General features: G+C 45.5%; 15 protein-coding genes. 11 read left to right on the forward strand and 4 right to left on the reverse strand.

Going from position 1 to position 14,250, the window contains the following annotated elements; translation table 11 throughout:
• Window positions 1-3 precede the first annotated feature (3 nt).
• From rplO to ACLWNV_RS03855, 9 genes are all read left to right on the forward strand, one after another.
• Window positions 4-441 (forward strand): 50S ribosomal protein L15, encoded by a 438-nt coding sequence (gene rplO, locus ACLWNV_RS03815; protein WP_340599065.1) that lies wholly within the window; start codon window positions 4-6, stop codon window positions 439-441.
• Window positions 441-1,769: a preprotein translocase subunit SecY gene (gene secY, locus ACLWNV_RS03820; RefSeq protein WP_413586576.1), complete on the forward strand. Its 1,329-nt coding sequence runs from the start codon at window positions 441-443 to the stop codon at window positions 1,767-1,769. The genes rplO and secY overlap by 1 nt, the downstream gene beginning before the upstream one ends.
• Complete coding sequence (locus ACLWNV_RS03825; protein ID WP_413586577.1) at window positions 1,769-2,404, forward strand: adenylate kinase; 636 nt, start codon at window positions 1,769-1,771, stop codon at window positions 2,402-2,404. The genes secY and ACLWNV_RS03825 overlap by 1 nt, the downstream gene beginning before the upstream one ends.
• A 131-nt stretch (window positions 2,405-2,535) precedes the next feature.
• Window positions 2,536-2,649 carry a 50S ribosomal protein L36 gene (gene rpmJ / locus ACLWNV_RS03830; RefSeq protein ID WP_011165332.1) on the forward strand — a complete coding sequence of 38 codons (114 nt, stop codon included), beginning with the start codon at window positions 2,536-2,538 and terminating at the stop codon, window positions 2,647-2,649.
• Window positions 2,650-2,651: 2 nt separating this feature from the next.
• The gene (rpsM, locus tag ACLWNV_RS03835) at window positions 2,652-3,026 is read left to right on the forward strand and encodes a 30S ribosomal protein S13 (protein ID WP_340599068.1); all 375 of its coding nucleotides are present in this window, start codon (window positions 2,652-2,654) and stop codon (window positions 3,024-3,026) included.
• A gap of 16 nt (window positions 3,027-3,042) precedes the next feature.
• Window positions 3,043-3,441 (forward strand): 30S ribosomal protein S11, encoded by a 399-nt coding sequence (rpsK, locus tag ACLWNV_RS03840; RefSeq protein WP_413577473.1) that lies wholly within the window; start codon window positions 3,043-3,045, stop codon window positions 3,439-3,441.
• Window positions 3,442-3,662: 221 nt separating this feature from the next.
• Window positions 3,663-4,694, forward strand: a complete 1,032-nt coding sequence (locus ACLWNV_RS03845; protein WP_413586578.1) for a DNA-directed RNA polymerase subunit alpha — start codon at window positions 3,663-3,665, stop codon at window positions 4,692-4,694.
• Window positions 4,695-4,833: 139 nt separating this feature from the next.
• The gene (gene rplQ, locus ACLWNV_RS03850; RefSeq protein ID WP_413586579.1) at window positions 4,834-5,361 is read left to right on the forward strand and encodes a 50S ribosomal protein L17; all 528 of its coding nucleotides are present in this window, start codon (window positions 4,834-4,836) and stop codon (window positions 5,359-5,361) included.
• An 82-nt stretch (window positions 5,362-5,443) separates the two neighbouring features.
• Complete coding sequence (locus tag ACLWNV_RS03855; protein ID WP_413586580.1) at window positions 5,444-6,007, forward strand: TlpA family protein disulfide reductase; 564 nt, start codon at window positions 5,444-5,446, stop codon at window positions 6,005-6,007.
• A gap of 173 nt (window positions 6,008-6,180) precedes the next feature.
• Here ACLWNV_RS03855 and ACLWNV_RS03860 read toward each other — a convergent pair whose 3' ends face one another.
• Complete coding sequence (locus tag ACLWNV_RS03860; protein ID WP_413586581.1) at window positions 6,181-7,242, reverse strand: hypothetical protein; 1,062 nt, start codon at window positions 7,240-7,242, stop codon at window positions 6,181-6,183.
• A 317-nt stretch (window positions 7,243-7,559) separates the two neighbouring features.
• Between ACLWNV_RS03860 and ACLWNV_RS03865 the strand changes: the two genes are divergently transcribed.
• A complete protein-coding gene (locus ACLWNV_RS03865) occupies window positions 7,560-9,689 on the forward strand; it encodes a response regulator (RefSeq protein ID WP_413586582.1) in 2,130 nt (709 codons plus the stop codon).
• Here the strand turns inward: ACLWNV_RS03865 and ACLWNV_RS03870 are convergent.
• Window positions 9,686-11,653: a TIGR03545 family protein gene (locus tag ACLWNV_RS03870; RefSeq protein ID WP_413586583.1), complete on the reverse strand. Its 1,968-nt coding sequence runs from the start codon at window positions 11,651-11,653 to the stop codon at window positions 9,686-9,688. The two genes, ACLWNV_RS03865 and ACLWNV_RS03870, sit on opposite strands and share 4 nt — an antisense overlap.
• 9 nt (window positions 11,654-11,662) lie before the next feature.
• Window positions 11,663-12,190: a TIGR03546 family protein gene (locus ACLWNV_RS03875; protein WP_413586584.1), complete on the reverse strand. Its 528-nt coding sequence runs from the start codon at window positions 12,188-12,190 to the stop codon at window positions 11,663-11,665.
• A 114-nt stretch (window positions 12,191-12,304) separates the two neighbouring features.
• Here ACLWNV_RS03875 and ACLWNV_RS03880 point away from each other — a divergent pair, with 114 nt between their 5' ends.
• Window positions 12,305-13,288: a D-glycero-alpha-D-manno-heptose-1,7-bisphosphate 7-phosphatase gene (locus tag ACLWNV_RS03880; protein WP_413586585.1), complete on the forward strand. Its 984-nt coding sequence runs from the start codon at window positions 12,305-12,307 to the stop codon at window positions 13,286-13,288.
• Here ACLWNV_RS03880 and ACLWNV_RS03885 read toward each other — a convergent pair.
• On the reverse strand, window positions 13,243-14,238 hold the full coding sequence (locus ACLWNV_RS03885; RefSeq protein ID WP_413586586.1) for a lysylphosphatidylglycerol synthase transmembrane domain-containing protein: 996 nt from the start codon (window positions 14,236-14,238) through the stop codon (window positions 13,243-13,245). The genes ACLWNV_RS03880 and ACLWNV_RS03885 overlap by 46 nt on opposite strands.
• Window positions 14,239-14,250 lie beyond the last annotated feature (12 nt).

A 14,250-nucleotide genomic window follows, 5' to 3' on the forward strand; every position in this document is an offset into this window, starting at 1 on the left:
TCCATGAGCTTGCTTAATCAACTAGCTCCAAAAGCTGGATCTAAACACGCTCCAAAAAGAATCGGTCGTGGTATCGGTTCTGGTATGGGTGGTACATCTACTAAAGGTCACAAGGGTCAATTGGCTCGTACCGGCGGTACTGTGCGTCGTGGTTTCGAGGGTGGTCAAACACCTATGCACCGTCGTTTGCCAAAATTTGGTTTTAGCAACGTTGCGTTTGCTAACAACTTTGAGATTGTCAACGTAGGACAACTTGCTAAATTTTCTGGAGAAGTAACTCCTGAAACTCTTTTCAACGCTGGACTTGTTAATAAAGGCGCGGTTAAGATTTTGGGAATGGGCGAGCTTAAAACAGCTTTGACTGTAAAAGCTCACAAATTTTCAGAAAGCGCTAAGAAAGCTATTGAAGCTGCTGGCGGCAAAGTCGAGGTAATTAAGTAGTGTCTGCAATTGAAAGCATCGCAAAGAATTCGGATCTTCGTAAACGTATATTCTTCACGTTGGCCTTATTGGCCGTCTACAGAATCGGAGTTCATGTTCCAACGCCTGGCGTGGATGGAACTGCGGTGCTTTCTTTCTTCCAGGCTCAAAGCCAGGGGATTTTCGGACTCTTCAACACCTTTACGGGTGGTGCTCTTTCCCAGTTCAGTATCTTTGCGCTGGGAATTATGCCTTACATCTCTGCTTCCATCATTTTCCAACTTCTGACTTCAGCGGTTCCAGTTTTGGAATCTTTGAAAAAAGAGGGCGAAGCAGGACGTCGTAAAATCAATCAATACACTCGTTATGCGACTGTAGCATTGGCTATCGTACAAGGTTACGGTATTTCAACTTGGTTGATGAACTCTACAAGCCCGGATGGCCGTTCCCTAGTGGTTGCGCCAACTGTGGCATTCCTTCCATTCCAGTTGATGACAATCCTCACTTTGACTGCAGGTACTTGCTTTATCATGTGGTTGGGTGAGCAGATCACTGAAAGAGGTATCGGTAACGGTACATCTTTGATCATCTTCACTGGTATCGCAGCAGCAATTCCTCAAGGCGCTCATCGTCTTTGGGAGCTTATGGTTTCTGGCGAAATGAAATTCGCGGTTATCCTGCTTCTATTGATCCTGATGGTCGCAATCATCGCTGCGGTTATCTATATGGAAGTTGCACAACGCAGAATTACTGTTCAGTATTCGCAACGTGCTGGCGGCGGCGGTATGCAATCTATGCAAACTCCGACAAGCCATCTTCCAATTAAAATCAATTTCTCTGGGGTTATCCCACCGATCTTCGCGAGTTCTTTGCTAATGTTCCCGGCAACAATGGCTCAGTTCGTACACACTCCATGGTTGAAGGCGCTTCAGGATTCTTTGAATCCATCAGGCACTATCTTCAATATCATGTTCGTGGCTTTGATCGTATTCTTCTCGTTCTTCTATACAGAGATCGTTTTCAATCCAAACGACGTTGCTGATAACTTGAAAAAGTACGGCGGCTTCATTCCTGGCGTTCGCGCTGGTAAGAGCACTGCGGATTACATCCAAAAAGTTCTTGAGCGTGTAAACGTATTGGGTTGTATCTATCTTTCTGCGATTTGCGTTATGCCGGGTATCCTGGCTAGCCAAATGAGCCTTCCGTTCTATTTCGGTGGTACTTCACTTTTGATCTTGGTTGGTGTTGCTTTGGATACTGCTCAGCAGGTTCAATCTCACATGATCACTCAAAAATATGAAGGCTTCATGAAAGGTGCGAAAATCCGCAGCAGAAGGGTTCAATTTTAATGAACTTGATTCTGTTTGGAGCCCCGGGGGCCGGTAAAGGTACGCAATCTGAGTTGTTGATCAAACGATTGCAAATGACTCAAATTAGCACTGGGGATCTGTTCAGAGCAGCTATCAAAGGTCAAACTGACCTAGGTAAAAAAGCCCAAGAGTACATGGATAAAGGTCAACTCGTTCCAGATAGCATTGTTATCGGTATGGTTGAGGAAGTACTTCAAAAAGGCGTAAAAAACTTTATCCTTGATGGTTTTCCAAGAACTGTGGCGCAAGCCGAAGCTTTGGATAACCTTTTGAATAAGATGACACTTTCCATTGGAAAAGCCATTTTTTTGGAAGTTCCGATGGAAATTTTGATGGATCGTTTAACAGGTAGACGCGTATGTAAAAGTTGCGGGGCAGTCTACCATATCGTCAGTAAGCCTACCAAGACGGCAGGTAAATGTGATAACTGCGGCGGTGAAGTAATTCAGCGCAATGATGATAAGGCCGATGTGATTGAAACTCGCCTTAAAACCTACCAGGAATTCACTAGCCCACTAAAAGAGTTTTATAAAAAATCAGGAAAATACATCGAAGTCGACGGTAATAGGGACACCGAGCAGGTCTATAAAGAGATCGAAAAAATAATAAGCTAACCACTTTTATTATTATTTTATCTCTAGACATTAACAGCTCTCGGTGATAGCGTCCGACTCCTCGTGTGTAATTTTGCTGTACTTTTTGGTCATTTTTCGACCAAAAAATTAGCAAGTATGGGAAGACAATTATGAAAGTAAGACCATCAGTAAAAGCAATCTGTAACAAGTGCAAAGTTATTAAAAGAAAAGGCGTTATTCGCGTTATCTGCGAAAACCCTAAACATAAGCAAAGGCAGGGTTAATCATGGCACGTATCCTTGGTGTCGACTTACCTAGAAATAAACGCGTTGAAATCGCTCTAACTTATATCTACGGGATCGGACGTCCTCGTTCAGCTATGATTTGCAAGCAAGTTGGCATTCCTTCGACTCTTAGAACTGAAGGTTTGACAGACGAGCACATCGCAAAAATCCGTGGAATCATCGAGCAAAACTTTAAAGTAGAGGGTGATCTTCGTCGTGAAGTTGGCCAATCTATTAAGCGTTTGATGGATCTAAACTGTTATCGCGGTATCCGCCATCGTAAAGGCTTGCCAGTTCGTGGTCAGAACACTCGTTCTAATGCACGTACTCGCAAAGGTCCTAAGAAGACGGTAGCTAACAAGAAAAAAGCCGTGTAGTTAAAGGGAATTAGCGATGAACACTGAAAATAAAAACAAAACAGTTGCTAAGAAAAAAGTTAAAAGAAACGTTCCTCAAGGGAACTGCTACATCCAGGCTGGCTTCGGTAACATTATCGTTACTATGACAGATCCATCTGGAGCTACGGTTTCTTGGTCATCTGCAGGTCACCTTGGTTTCAAAGGTAGCCGTAAAGGTACTCCATTCGCAGCGCAAGTTGCAGCAGAAGACGCAGCAAAAAAGGCTATGGAAGCTGGCATGAAAGCCGTTGACGTATACCTTAAAGGCCCAGGCGCTGGTCGTGAACCAGCGATCCGTGCTTTGGCTGCTACAGGCATGAGAATCTTGACTCTTAAAGATATCACTCCTGTTCCGCACAATGGTTGCCGTCCTCCTAAGCGCAGAAGAATCTAATTACTAATAGGCGACTCCTTTGGGTGTCGCTTGTTTGGTTTGAAGTTCTTTAGATTTTTGATGAGCTGTATGAGTTTCATGCAGCTTGATTCAAAAACCGTGCCGCGAAGCAAGACAGCTTGTTAAAAACGTCCATTTCGAGTTGAATGGAGAGTGAACTAGTTTACTCCTAACGTTTTTTAACAAAAACAACTCAGATTAATTAACCTCTCGGGGGATCCATGCAAGAGCATTATTATAAGTTTTGGAGAGAAATGATCAAACCAAAGGGATTTGAGGTTGATCGTGATACTCTTCGTGATGACTACGCAAAATTCATTATCCGTCCGCTTGAAAGAGGTTTCGGCGTTACTCTTGGTAACTCCCTAAGAAGAATTCTTCTTAGCTCTATGATGGGTTCTGCAATTACTGCGGTTAAATTCGAAGGCGTATTGCACGAGTTCACTACGATCCCAGACGTTCTTGAAGATGTTACTGACATTATCTTGAACCTTAAAGAAGTACGTTTCAAACAGTACACTTCTGACTCTTTGACTTTGAAGATCTCTAAAAAAGGTCCAGGCAAAGTTACTGCAGCGGATATCCAAGTTTCTGATAAGATCGAAGTTTTGAACCCAGATCTTCACATCGCTACTTTGGGCGCGAACGCATCTTTCAGCGCGGAAATCGTTGTTAGCTTCGGTCGTGGTTATGTTCCTGTTGAAAACAGAGAAACTGATCTTCCAGTTGGCTTCATCGGTGTTGACGCTCTTTACAGCCCAATCCGTAAAGTTAACTACAATGTTTCTAATGCGCGCGTTGGTCAAAGAACTGACTACGATGCATTGACTTTGGAAGTATGGACTGATGGTTCATTGAAGCCGGACGAAGCGGTTGCTCTTTCTTCTAAAATCATGAAAGAACAACTTCAAATCTTCCTTACTTTCGATGAAAGCATGGAGCCAGTTGAAGAATCTCGCGAGCTAGGTTCGCCTTCATTGAACGAGAACTTGTTCCGTTCTGTTGACGATCTTGAGCTTTCTGTTCGTTCTGCGAACTGCTTGAAAAACGCTAACATCCGTTACATCGGTGAGTTGGTTGTCCGTTCTGAAGCAGAGATGCTTAAAACTAAAAACTTTGGACGCAAGTCTTTGAACGAGATCAAAGAGATCTTGGGCGAGATGGGTCTTGGCCTTGGTATGAAAATCGAAGGTTGGCCGCCTCCAGGTTGGGATCCTTCTCAACCACCAGTAAAAAGAGAAACACAACAGTAATCACAAGCACGTGATGGCATCAACTCCTCTCGGGGAGTTGATGAGGGCTGGAGCCCGAAAAAGCAACACCGAGCAATTCCGCTTGAGTGTTCTTCGTGAGGATACCTGATACGGTCCCCACGTTTTAACCGGAGAACATATGAGTTCACACAGAAGAAGAGTAAAGCATTTCGATCGTAAATCTGGCCCTAGAAAAGCGTTGTTGCGCGGTTTGGTTGAGTCTCTAGTAGAGCACGGCCGTATCACTACAACTGTTGACCGTGCGAAAGAAACTCGCCGTCACGTTGAGCGCGCTATCACTTTGGGTAAAAAAGGTGACTTGAACACAACTCGTTTGTTGTTGTCTCGCTACCCAAATAAAAACGTAGTAAGCATCATCATGAAGGACTTGGCTCCTCGTTTTGCTTCTCGTCCAGGTGGTTACACTCGCATCATCAAAATCGGTCGTCGCCCAGGTGACACTGCTGAGATGGCGTTCCTTGAGTTCGTAGACTACGATTTCGAAGCTAAAACAGCTGCTAAAGAAGAAAAAACTGCTAAAGCTACTGAAAAGCCAGCTAAAAAAGCAGCTTCTAAAGCGAAAAAAGCGACTACAAAAACTGTAGCTGCTAAAAAGAAAACTGTTAAGAAAACTCAAAAGAAAGCACGCGCTAAATCTCGCGCTTAATTTCGAGAATCAAAACCGATTTTCAAAAAACCCAGGGCAACCTGGGTTTTTTTTTGGTATTTTACCAACTGGAGGAACATCAATGAAACAACATCTAAAAGCGCTGGTTTTGGTTCTGGTACTCGGTGGATTGGCTGTGTGGGCCTTTGATCGATTTTTCATGAGTCGCGTAGAGCAAAGCCCTGCGACGATTTCCTCGGTTGATAAAATGGAAACCGAGGGCGCTCCTAATTTTACTTCCAAATCCCTGGACGGGCAGACTTTTGAACTTCATTCGATGAAGGGGAAAGTGGTCATACTTAATTTCTGGGCTTCCTGGTGTGGACCTTGTGTCGAGGAAGTGCCTTCGCTGATCAAGTTGATCAATGAATTTAAAGGCGATGTTCAGTTGATCGCGGTTTCCGGTGACAGCAACGAAGAAGACATCCATGTCTTCCTGAAATCTTTCCCTGAATTAAAGGGCGCAAACATCAAGATCGTCTATGATCAGGATCGCAGTTTGATGAAGATGTTTGATGTTTCTCGTCTGCCGGAATCATTGGTCTTGGACAAAGATATGAAGCTGGTGAAGAAGCTTGTGGGCTCTATCGACTGGCACACCAAGGATTCTGTCGAGTACATGAAGTCCCTGTTAACTGCAAAATAGGGACGGAGATTCAAATTAAATTGAACGACGGCGCTAAGCCGGATTTAGGATTTGAAATCAAAAAGTAAAAATCTTAAGTAAAACTGAATGCCGAAAAGCCAGAGACAATTCCTTTGTCCCTGGCTTTTTCATTTTTAACGGTTTTCAATTTTAAATTCAGGAAGGAATCGGGATTACTGGCAGTCGAAAGCCAGATCGATTTTTGTTCCTTCAACCAGCGGCGAGTTGAACTTCAACACCTGGCCGGCAACCGTGAATTTCGTGAAGTTAGCCCCGTTGATCTTGATTTGTACCGTACCTGCAGCAGGCACACATTGCAGAGTCATGTGAGTCATCGAGTTCACGATCTTGTCGCGGAACGTGTTCAGATTGTTCGCGAAGCTTGAGTCACAAATACTTCCAACACCACCGTCAGTAAGTACCGAGAGCTTTTCATAGTAAACACCTTCGTGGCTTGGGGAGGCGGATGCCGCGTCCTGCATGGCTTCGCAGGATTTATCGCCGGGTTTAACGATGATGCTGTTAAAGGTAAAGCGCACATCGCTACCGAACTTTTGTTTCGCCATGGCTACAACATTTTCCGGCATGTCTTCTGCTTCCAGCGGAATCAAGCTTCCAACCGCATCGTTCGCTTTCACCTTCGATGGATCTCCACCGACAGAGCGTTCATCTTCATTAGATACGATAATCACAGAAAGTGCGGCACCAGAACGATAGCAGCCGTTGGAGCCTGCCAAAGCAAAGTGATTGTACGTGGCTTTCAGACCGCGTTCATCCGCTGAGCCCGAACCACCAATCGCCATGGTGTTCACAGTGTTTTCAAAAATATTAGTCAGGTTAGGAGTTCCCTTTTTTAATAGATATGCAGGAGTTCCTGATGTCGGTGAGTACCCCACCCAGTCTGCTGAAAATCCCCAAACGGAATTCATAGCGCGAGTCGTGGTCATACACATTTGCCAGTCGATGCCCGAGCTTTCCAGTGAGCCCACGAAGTCTCCAAGGCCTGCTGCGAGCTTTTTAAGATCGGGAAGCATGGAGTTTGAGTCGTCGAACACTATAAGGAAGTCGACTTGCTTATTACCGTATCCTACGACTTGAGAGAAACTTACCGAAGTGCCTGGTACGGATGAAGCCATTTCCAAAGGTGCGGGCGAGAACTCCATCTTGGAGCAGGCTGCAGTTGCAGCTGTCATCACACTAAGGATCAGAAGATTTTTAAGATTCATCGTTTTCATATTGCTACCTCATAAAAATGCTAGCACGTGCTTTGACATCAAAAAAAGAGAAAACATAAAATGCGAGTCAAAATACCTAATGATATTAATAATTTACGAATTAGCGTCGAACTCCTGTTCAGGTCCTGCAAAGAACCTCTACGAAACTTTTGAAAGAAAAATAGAGATGATCGAATGATGGACATAAAATTTCCCTTTCAGGAAAAGTGAAATTACTCAGTTCCATCGTATTGATTTGAAAATCTGACCTCATCGTTACTCCATTACAAATGGACAAGCACATTGATAATTCCAAAGTAGATTGATAGACCGCACATATGGCAAAGCTTTATTCGTTTAATCCCTTCGCACGCTCTTCTCGTTCCGAGGAGAGTATCGAGTTTCAAGTTAGAAAACTGAATCTTATTTATCAGGAACACTTGAAAGGTGCTTTTGCCATTAGTGGAAATGTGATCGCGTTTCTGTGGGTGACCTGGAATGAATTCCCTCATGAGGTTTTAATCGGGTGGATGTCTGTCATGTTGGGCACGGCCACGATCCGTGTTCTGTCTTTGTGGAGATGGAACCGCGTGAAGCACACAGTGACCAGCAAACAGCAGCTGAAATTCTGGGAGTATCTGCTTTGCTCGCAGTTATTGATTTCTGGTTTGGGCTGGGGATTTTGCGGAGCCATGGCTTCCACCAGTCCCAGTGTTTCAGTGCAGGCTGTGGCGGCGTTGATCATCGCTGCGATGACAGCGGGGCCTTTGATTTACTATGTCTCCTCCAAAAAAGCGATGGCTTGTCTGGTGGGCCCTGCGCTGGCGGGTTGGAGTGCCGGATTTTTATTTGTATCGGAAGTCCCTAACCATCAGGTGCTGGGCGTGTTGATTTTATTTTACCTGGTATTGCTGGCCTTTATCGGGCGCAATCTGAACCGCTCCATTTTACAGATGATCTCCATGGATTATCAGCTTAAAAAAAGCGAAGAGCATCTTAGAATGTCCATGGCCTCCAGCGAAGCGTTATCCTGGGACTGGTATGTGGAAACCGGGGAGCTGGAATACAATGGTAACATTCAGCTGTTTCCGGAAGGCCCCGCTCAGCTTCTGGAAATTTTGAAAAATCATTTCGTCAGTCAGGGCGATCTGGATGCTGAAGTGGAGTTTAAAGACAAAAACAATTCCGTTCGCTACATCGCAATCAAAGGTCGAATTTTCAAGGATGTAAAGACAGCCTTTCGCATGACCGGAATTGCCTGGGATATCACAACTAAAAAAAATGAAGACAAATTGCGCCGCGAGCGTGACGTTCACGAGGCCGCCAACCGCGGTAAATCTGTATTGCTGGCGAACGCGAGTCATGAAATTCGCACGCCGATTTCCTCTATCTTGGGATATGCCGAGACGTTGTTGGGCAGTCCAGAGTTGCAAGCGCAGAATCGCCTTGATGTGGAGGCGATTCATCGTCAGGGAAAATTCATGGTCACCTTGGTCAATGATCTTTTGGATTTATCCAAGATTCAAAGCAAGGGATTGTATTTCCAGTCGTGCTCGATGAGCCCAAGTCTGGAGCTGGAAGATTCGCTATCGATGATGCGCTCCACACTGGATGGTTCAAAACACCTGTTGTCGTTAAAATTTGAAACGGACTTTCCGTCGTTGATTTCGTCAGATCCGGTGCGCTTTAGACAGGTGTTGATCAACCTGTTGTCAAACGCAGTGAAGTACATGGGCTATGGCGAAGTGACCGTGCGGGCCCGATTTGTCGAGCAGAATGAAAATGGTTTTATCAGTATCACTGTTGCCGACAAAGGCTTGGGAATGGATGCAAGCACGCAAGGACAGCTTTTTGAGCCGTTCGTGCGGGGCGAGAACCCCGATGTTCAACGCGTTCCCGGATCGGGCCTGGGGTTAGCTCTAAGCCGGCAGTTGGCGCGCGGTATGGGCGGGGATTTAATGCTGCTGCATTCAGCCCTGGGGCAGGGAAGTGCTTTTGAGTTTGTACTCCCGGTAGGCAAAGCCTCTGATCTGAAACTGGTGTCCCCTGAGGAAATCAACCGCCAGTCACGCCAGGAAATTTCCATTCCCCAGCACAGTGATCTTTTGAAGAACCGCGAAATTCTGGTGGTGGATGATTCTGACGATTTGCGTGTTTTGATGGCCAGATATCTGCAACGCGAAGGCGCCCGGGTTGAGACCAGTGAAAACGGGCAGACGGGAGTGCAGCGCGCTCTTCAGAAAAAGTTTGATGTTATTCTGATGGATATCAAGATGCCGGTGATGGATGGTTATCAGGCGACGGCATTGTTAAGAGAAAGCGGATACAAAGGATTGATTGTCGCTGTGACAGCCCAAGCGACAGCAGAAGGTCAGGTTGACTGCCGAAACAACGGGTTTGATGCGTACTTAAGCAAACCCGTTGATATCAGTTTATTAAAAGAAATTCTGACGAAAGTGGAAGTCTAAAGGCCGAAACGTTTTTTCAATTCGTCGACGGCCTTTTGTCCTTCTTTTTCCAGCTGCTTACGACCCTGGTTTTCCGCATCTTTTTTGGCTGTTTCGATTTTTGATTCAGCCTGTTTTTTCTGCGTATCCAATTGTGCCTGGGCTTTTTTTACTTCGTTGTCGAACTGCGATCTGAACTGATTGATTTGCGCTTCAACCTGGGCTTTTTGTTTGCCGATCTCCTGCTCTACATAAGCTTCTATCTTTTTGCGGGCCTCATCAACTTTTGCCTGAATCTGCTTTTCGAATCCCTTGGAAAGTTCCGGTCCCAAATTCGAGTTAATGGACAATGGCACGTTAGGAAGATTGCCCTGGCCTTTGGCAGTCAAAGTCACCACAGGAATTCCGGCAAAGACGGCTTTTAGAATTTCATCGGCAATATTATTTGTCGATGAAACCGCATAGTCGATTTTCGTGAACTTGTTATCGAAATCCACTGCCAGGTTTTTAAAGCCGACTAACGAGCCCTGAATGCCCATTTCGCCGTGAGCTTTGTTGAAGGCGATTTTCACGTCGGGGCTCTTCACCAGATCTTTTCCTTCAATCGCATAGGATGCGACTTTGAATTGGTAATCGATGATGGAATCTTCCTGACGATTATCCATGGATAGTTTTAACAGGAACCCCAGAACTTCCATGGCAGGAAAGTCGCCAGCCAAAGTTGCAATAGTGGGACGGCCCACCAGGCGCTGATTGGAAGTGATATCCAGAATCTCGCCTTTAACGTTGCCCGAGTTTGGCGTCAAACCCGCTTGCGAGCTGACTGCTGTGCGTTTAACCCAAAACATCGGATAGGAATTCGGGCGACCGAATTCGTAAGAGATGCCTTCTTCACGAGGATGAGGCTGGATCGCAACTTCTTCCTCTTTTGTGCCATCTTTTTTATTCACAAATTTAGGTGGCAGATATTTCTCTGCCAAAGATTTGTATCGGAAGAACTTAGCTTTATAAGGTTCCAGATAGCGATTGAATACCGCCATCGTCAAAGCCTTGGCATCCACCTGCGGAATGCGGAAGTGTTGCTCCAAAGATTTGATATCGGTCTTTACCTGTTTTTCAATTTCGCCGTATTGGGATTGCAGGGTTTTTAGATCCTTGCCCAGATCATCACTGACTGCTTGCAATTGCTTGTATTTGCCGTCGGCATCTTTGTAGATACCATCAAGTGTTTGGATGGAACTAGCGATTTCCTGGGGGTTTTTAAAGTCCTTGTATTGGACTTTATTTAAACGATCACCCAAGGCCTTGATGTCTTTTTCCTGAGGCAATGTTTTAAGACGCTCATCCCAGCCTTTTTGTTTTGCCTGAAGATCTTTTTCGAATTTCTCAATCATGGCCTTGGATGGAAGCGATTCCTGCAGCTTTTGCAGTTGAGCATTCGGATCCGTACCGCCCAGCATGGCTATCACATCTCCCAGAACGTTTTCGCCATATTGGGCATCCAGCTCTTTTTTGGCCTGAGTTTTAAGCTTGTCACTTTCAGCTGCTAAAACTCCGGGCTCGTTGGAGACTGGAGGCGGCGGCGCCACTTTTCCAGGGCGGGCTCTTTTGACGCCGAATTCGATTTGTTCGACCACGGCTTCATTCACCACGTATTTCACGCGCAATAGGGCGTCCCACAACATACCAAAGCGAATTTCGCCAATCTTCAGGGAGTTGTGAGTGGGTTTTTCAGCGTCTGTGAACTCGATACCTTTGATGCTGATATGGGCGTCAAAGAAGCTTGTCTTAAGATCGGCAATGTTTACTTCAGCGCCAAGTGCTTTGTATCCACCCCACTCCATAGCGCGACGAAGGTGACCGTCAAAGAAGAAGTGGAAATAAAGTCCAACGATAAGACAGAAGATCACGAAAGGAACCAGGGCGCCCCAGCGGATGATGCCTTTTTTCTTTTTAGTTTGTGCGGGTGTTTGTGTGTTTGCCATGGTTACGTCCTATTTCCCGTAAAGTTCGTCGTACTTGGTGTACCAAACATAAAATTTCGTAGCAGTTAATGCTTTCCAGAATTTGGTGCCTTTAAAGCGCGCCACTACAGCAGCACGATAAGCCAGAATCAAAGCTTTGAAGCCGTAGTAAGCAAATGGGAAAAGCAAGATGGAGACAATCATGGAACCCATGACGATGCTGTTGTTAAAACGAGTCATCGGCACGAACGGCATATTGTACATGCTGACGAACAAGGGTCGTAAACTTTCCAATTCAAGTACGACCTTACCCAGATGATGAGCGGGCACGTCGAATAAGAAGGCGATGAATTTAAAAAAGAATGCGGAGATGAAAGCCGCCCCCAATTGCACGCGGAATACAAAAACGATAAACAACACGATGGCTGTTTGAATTGAGAAAAAAGGTGCAAATCCCAAAAGCAGTCCCAATGACAAACCAAAAGCCAATGGCATGGTGTCGGTGTCTGAATTCAGAAGTTTAATAAAATTGAAGAGCTGTTTTAAAAGCAACGTCATAGGGTCCTCGCGGTGAAGGTCTGATTCTGAAACTCTATAAAGTTTATGACAAAAATGCGTGGCGGCAAGTGAAAAGCGAGGACAGTCCCTGGCGTTTGTCGTATGTTTTTAGGTATGAAATCATGGGCACAGTTAGTTGCAGATACAGTTCGAATGGGGGGAGTGCTGGTATTTATTGAAAACCAGGCTCCGCAGGATCTTACAAAATGGCTTCAGCCTTTGTCGCAGCTGTTTTCGGGAAAGATTCCGTTCACTGTTCGCAAAGAAAGTGACTTTGTTCGCGGAAACTACCGCACAGGAGCGCACGATTTAATTTTCTTTTTCGATGGTCAGGATTCTGTTTTGCGCTCTATAGATTCCCATGTGCAGGGACAGCGCGTTTGGGTTTCTTCAAAATCAGATATGCCAGCTACAGTGGATTACCTGTGGCACACGGCGGATCTGACTTCGTGGTTGGCATTTTGGCAAAGTTTGTCAGCACAGTTTGATTCCCTGATTGAAAACTGGGCGGGTGTGGATTCTGATTTCACGCCGTGTCTGTTTTTGGATCGCGATGATGTCGTTGTTCGAAATGTTCCCTACAATAAAGATCCTGAGCACGTTGAATTGATTCCTGAAGTTGTGGAGCTGATCAAGAAGGCTCATGCAGCGGGTTATTGGGTCGCTTTAGTCACGAATCAGTCTGGAATTGGCCGGGGGCGAATTTCCTGGGGCGAATACAAATCCGTTCATCAAAGAATGCTAAAGCTTTTAGCTGAGCAAGGGGCCTGGATAGACGAATGTGTCTGGTCGTCATTTATTGAAAATGAATCTGTTCCTGAGGGTCGTATCTTTGCGGGCTTGCGCAAACCGAGGGCTGGAATGTTTCAACTGGTGAAAGAAAAGCTGAAGGTCGATATGCAGAATTCGATCATGGTCGGCGACAGCGCCACGGATCTGGTTGCCGCTTTTTCAGCCGGTGTCGGTAAGTGCTACTTATTTAAATCTGAAAAGATGGAGCAGGAACGCGAAACTCTGGAAAAGTTCCGCGCTGCAAATTCGGGATTTAACTATCAGGCCATTTCTTCGGCTTCAGCAATATCCTTAGGGCGCTTGTAGCGCATATAAAAGAATGCTCCCAGCAAGCTTACGACGAAAGAGCTCACTTGGAATGCTGTGATCGTCGTAGGCCCCACGTCTGTGGATTTGCCAGTGTAAACGTTAAACAGGAAATAGAAAGCGGCCTGACCCACGCCCACGCCTGCTGGCGAAATCGGAATCGCTGTAGCCATAAAGCCCAGGGGAGCGACCAGGAAATAAGTTTTTGCTGGAATTTCCGAAAATCCTGAAACCATTCCCACCATATATAAAAACAGAATCGCTGTTGTCTGTGCGACCAAACTTAGAACGATGACCTGAATAATGCGGGGGATGTGATTTCCGTACAGGTGCAGGCTTTCATAAATTTTCATGAACTTTTCAGAAAGCGGAAGCTTGCGAATGATTTTTTTCAAAATCTGACGGTCATAAACTTTCGTCGAAAAGACCAGACTTAGGGCAATCGAAAAAGCCACAAACAATGCCACGATAAAATAAAACAGATTCATCAGAGTGGAAACGTGGCTGACGTGGGCAAAGTCGTAAATCATCACGATCAGTGCCAGCAAAATCATTGCGTACAGACCCAGAACGCGGTCGATCAGGACGCTGGTCGCAGCAACAACTTTTGTGCCGGGAAACTCGCGTGTGAAATAGAATGCCTTGATAACGTCGCCGCCCACACCGCCGGGCATGGCAAAGTTAAAGAACTGCCCAATAAGAGTCAGCTTAAAGGAGGACCAGGCTTTGGCAGGAATGCCCTGGGATTTAACCAATACTCTCCAGCGTTCGCTGGCCAGGAAAAAGTTCAATAGCACAATGCCAGCAGAAAGAGCCATGATGCCCGGGTTCAGGAGATTGCTTAGAGCTGAGAAATTTAATTTTCCCGATTGTACCAGCCAGTAAATAATGCCGGCCGCAAACAGGATTTTTATTAACTGTGCTGCAATCTTTTTGGTCTTTTTAATCATAGGTCCCATTCA

Origin of the sequence: Bdellovibrio sp. HCB274, assembly GCF_047306075.1 — a bacterium.
Lineage (GTDB): Bacteria > Bdellovibrionota > Bdellovibrionia > Bdellovibrionales > Bdellovibrionaceae > Bdellovibrio.

Coding starts and splice junctions, on each gene's coding strand:
- rplQ (WP_413586579.1), top strand. CDS start 4,834: ATGAGTTCACACAGAAGAAGAGTAAAGCATTTCGATCGTAAATCTGGC.
- ACLWNV_RS03875 (WP_413586584.1), bottom strand. CDS start 12,190: ATGACGTTGCTTTTAAAACAGCTCTTCAATTTTATTAAACTTCTGAAT.
- ACLWNV_RS03880 (WP_413586585.1), top strand. CDS start 12,305: ATGAAATCATGGGCACAGTTAGTTGCAGATACAGTTCGAATGGGGGGA.
- ACLWNV_RS03865 (WP_413586582.1), top strand. CDS start 7,560: ATGGCAAAGCTTTATTCGTTTAATCCCTTCGCACGCTCTTCTCGTTCC.
- ACLWNV_RS03885 (WP_413586586.1), bottom strand. CDS start 14,238: ATGATTAAAAAGACCAAAAAGATTGCAGCACAGTTAATAAAAATCCTG.
- ACLWNV_RS03860 (WP_413586581.1), bottom strand. CDS start 7,242: ATGAAAACGATGAATCTTAAAAATCTTCTGATCCTTAGTGTGATGACA.
- ACLWNV_RS03825 (WP_413586577.1), top strand. CDS start 1,769: ATGAACTTGATTCTGTTTGGAGCCCCGGGGGCCGGTAAAGGTACGCAA.
- ACLWNV_RS03870 (WP_413586583.1), bottom strand. CDS start 11,653: ATGGCAAACACACAAACACCCGCACAAACTAAAAAGAAAAAAGGCATC.
- rpsM (WP_340599068.1), top strand. CDS start 2,652: ATGGCACGTATCCTTGGTGTCGACTTACCTAGAAATAAACGCGTTGAA.
- rplO (WP_340599065.1), top strand. CDS start 4: ATGAGCTTGCTTAATCAACTAGCTCCAAAAGCTGGATCTAAACACGCT.
- rpmJ (WP_011165332.1), top strand. CDS start 2,536: ATGAAAGTAAGACCATCAGTAAAAGCAATCTGTAACAAGTGCAAAGTT.
- ACLWNV_RS03845 (WP_413586578.1), top strand. CDS start 3,663: ATGCAAGAGCATTATTATAAGTTTTGGAGAGAAATGATCAAACCAAAG.
- rpsK (WP_413577473.1), top strand. CDS start 3,043: ATGAACACTGAAAATAAAAACAAAACAGTTGCTAAGAAAAAAGTTAAA.
- ACLWNV_RS03855 (WP_413586580.1), top strand. CDS start 5,444: ATGAAACAACATCTAAAAGCGCTGGTTTTGGTTCTGGTACTCGGTGGA.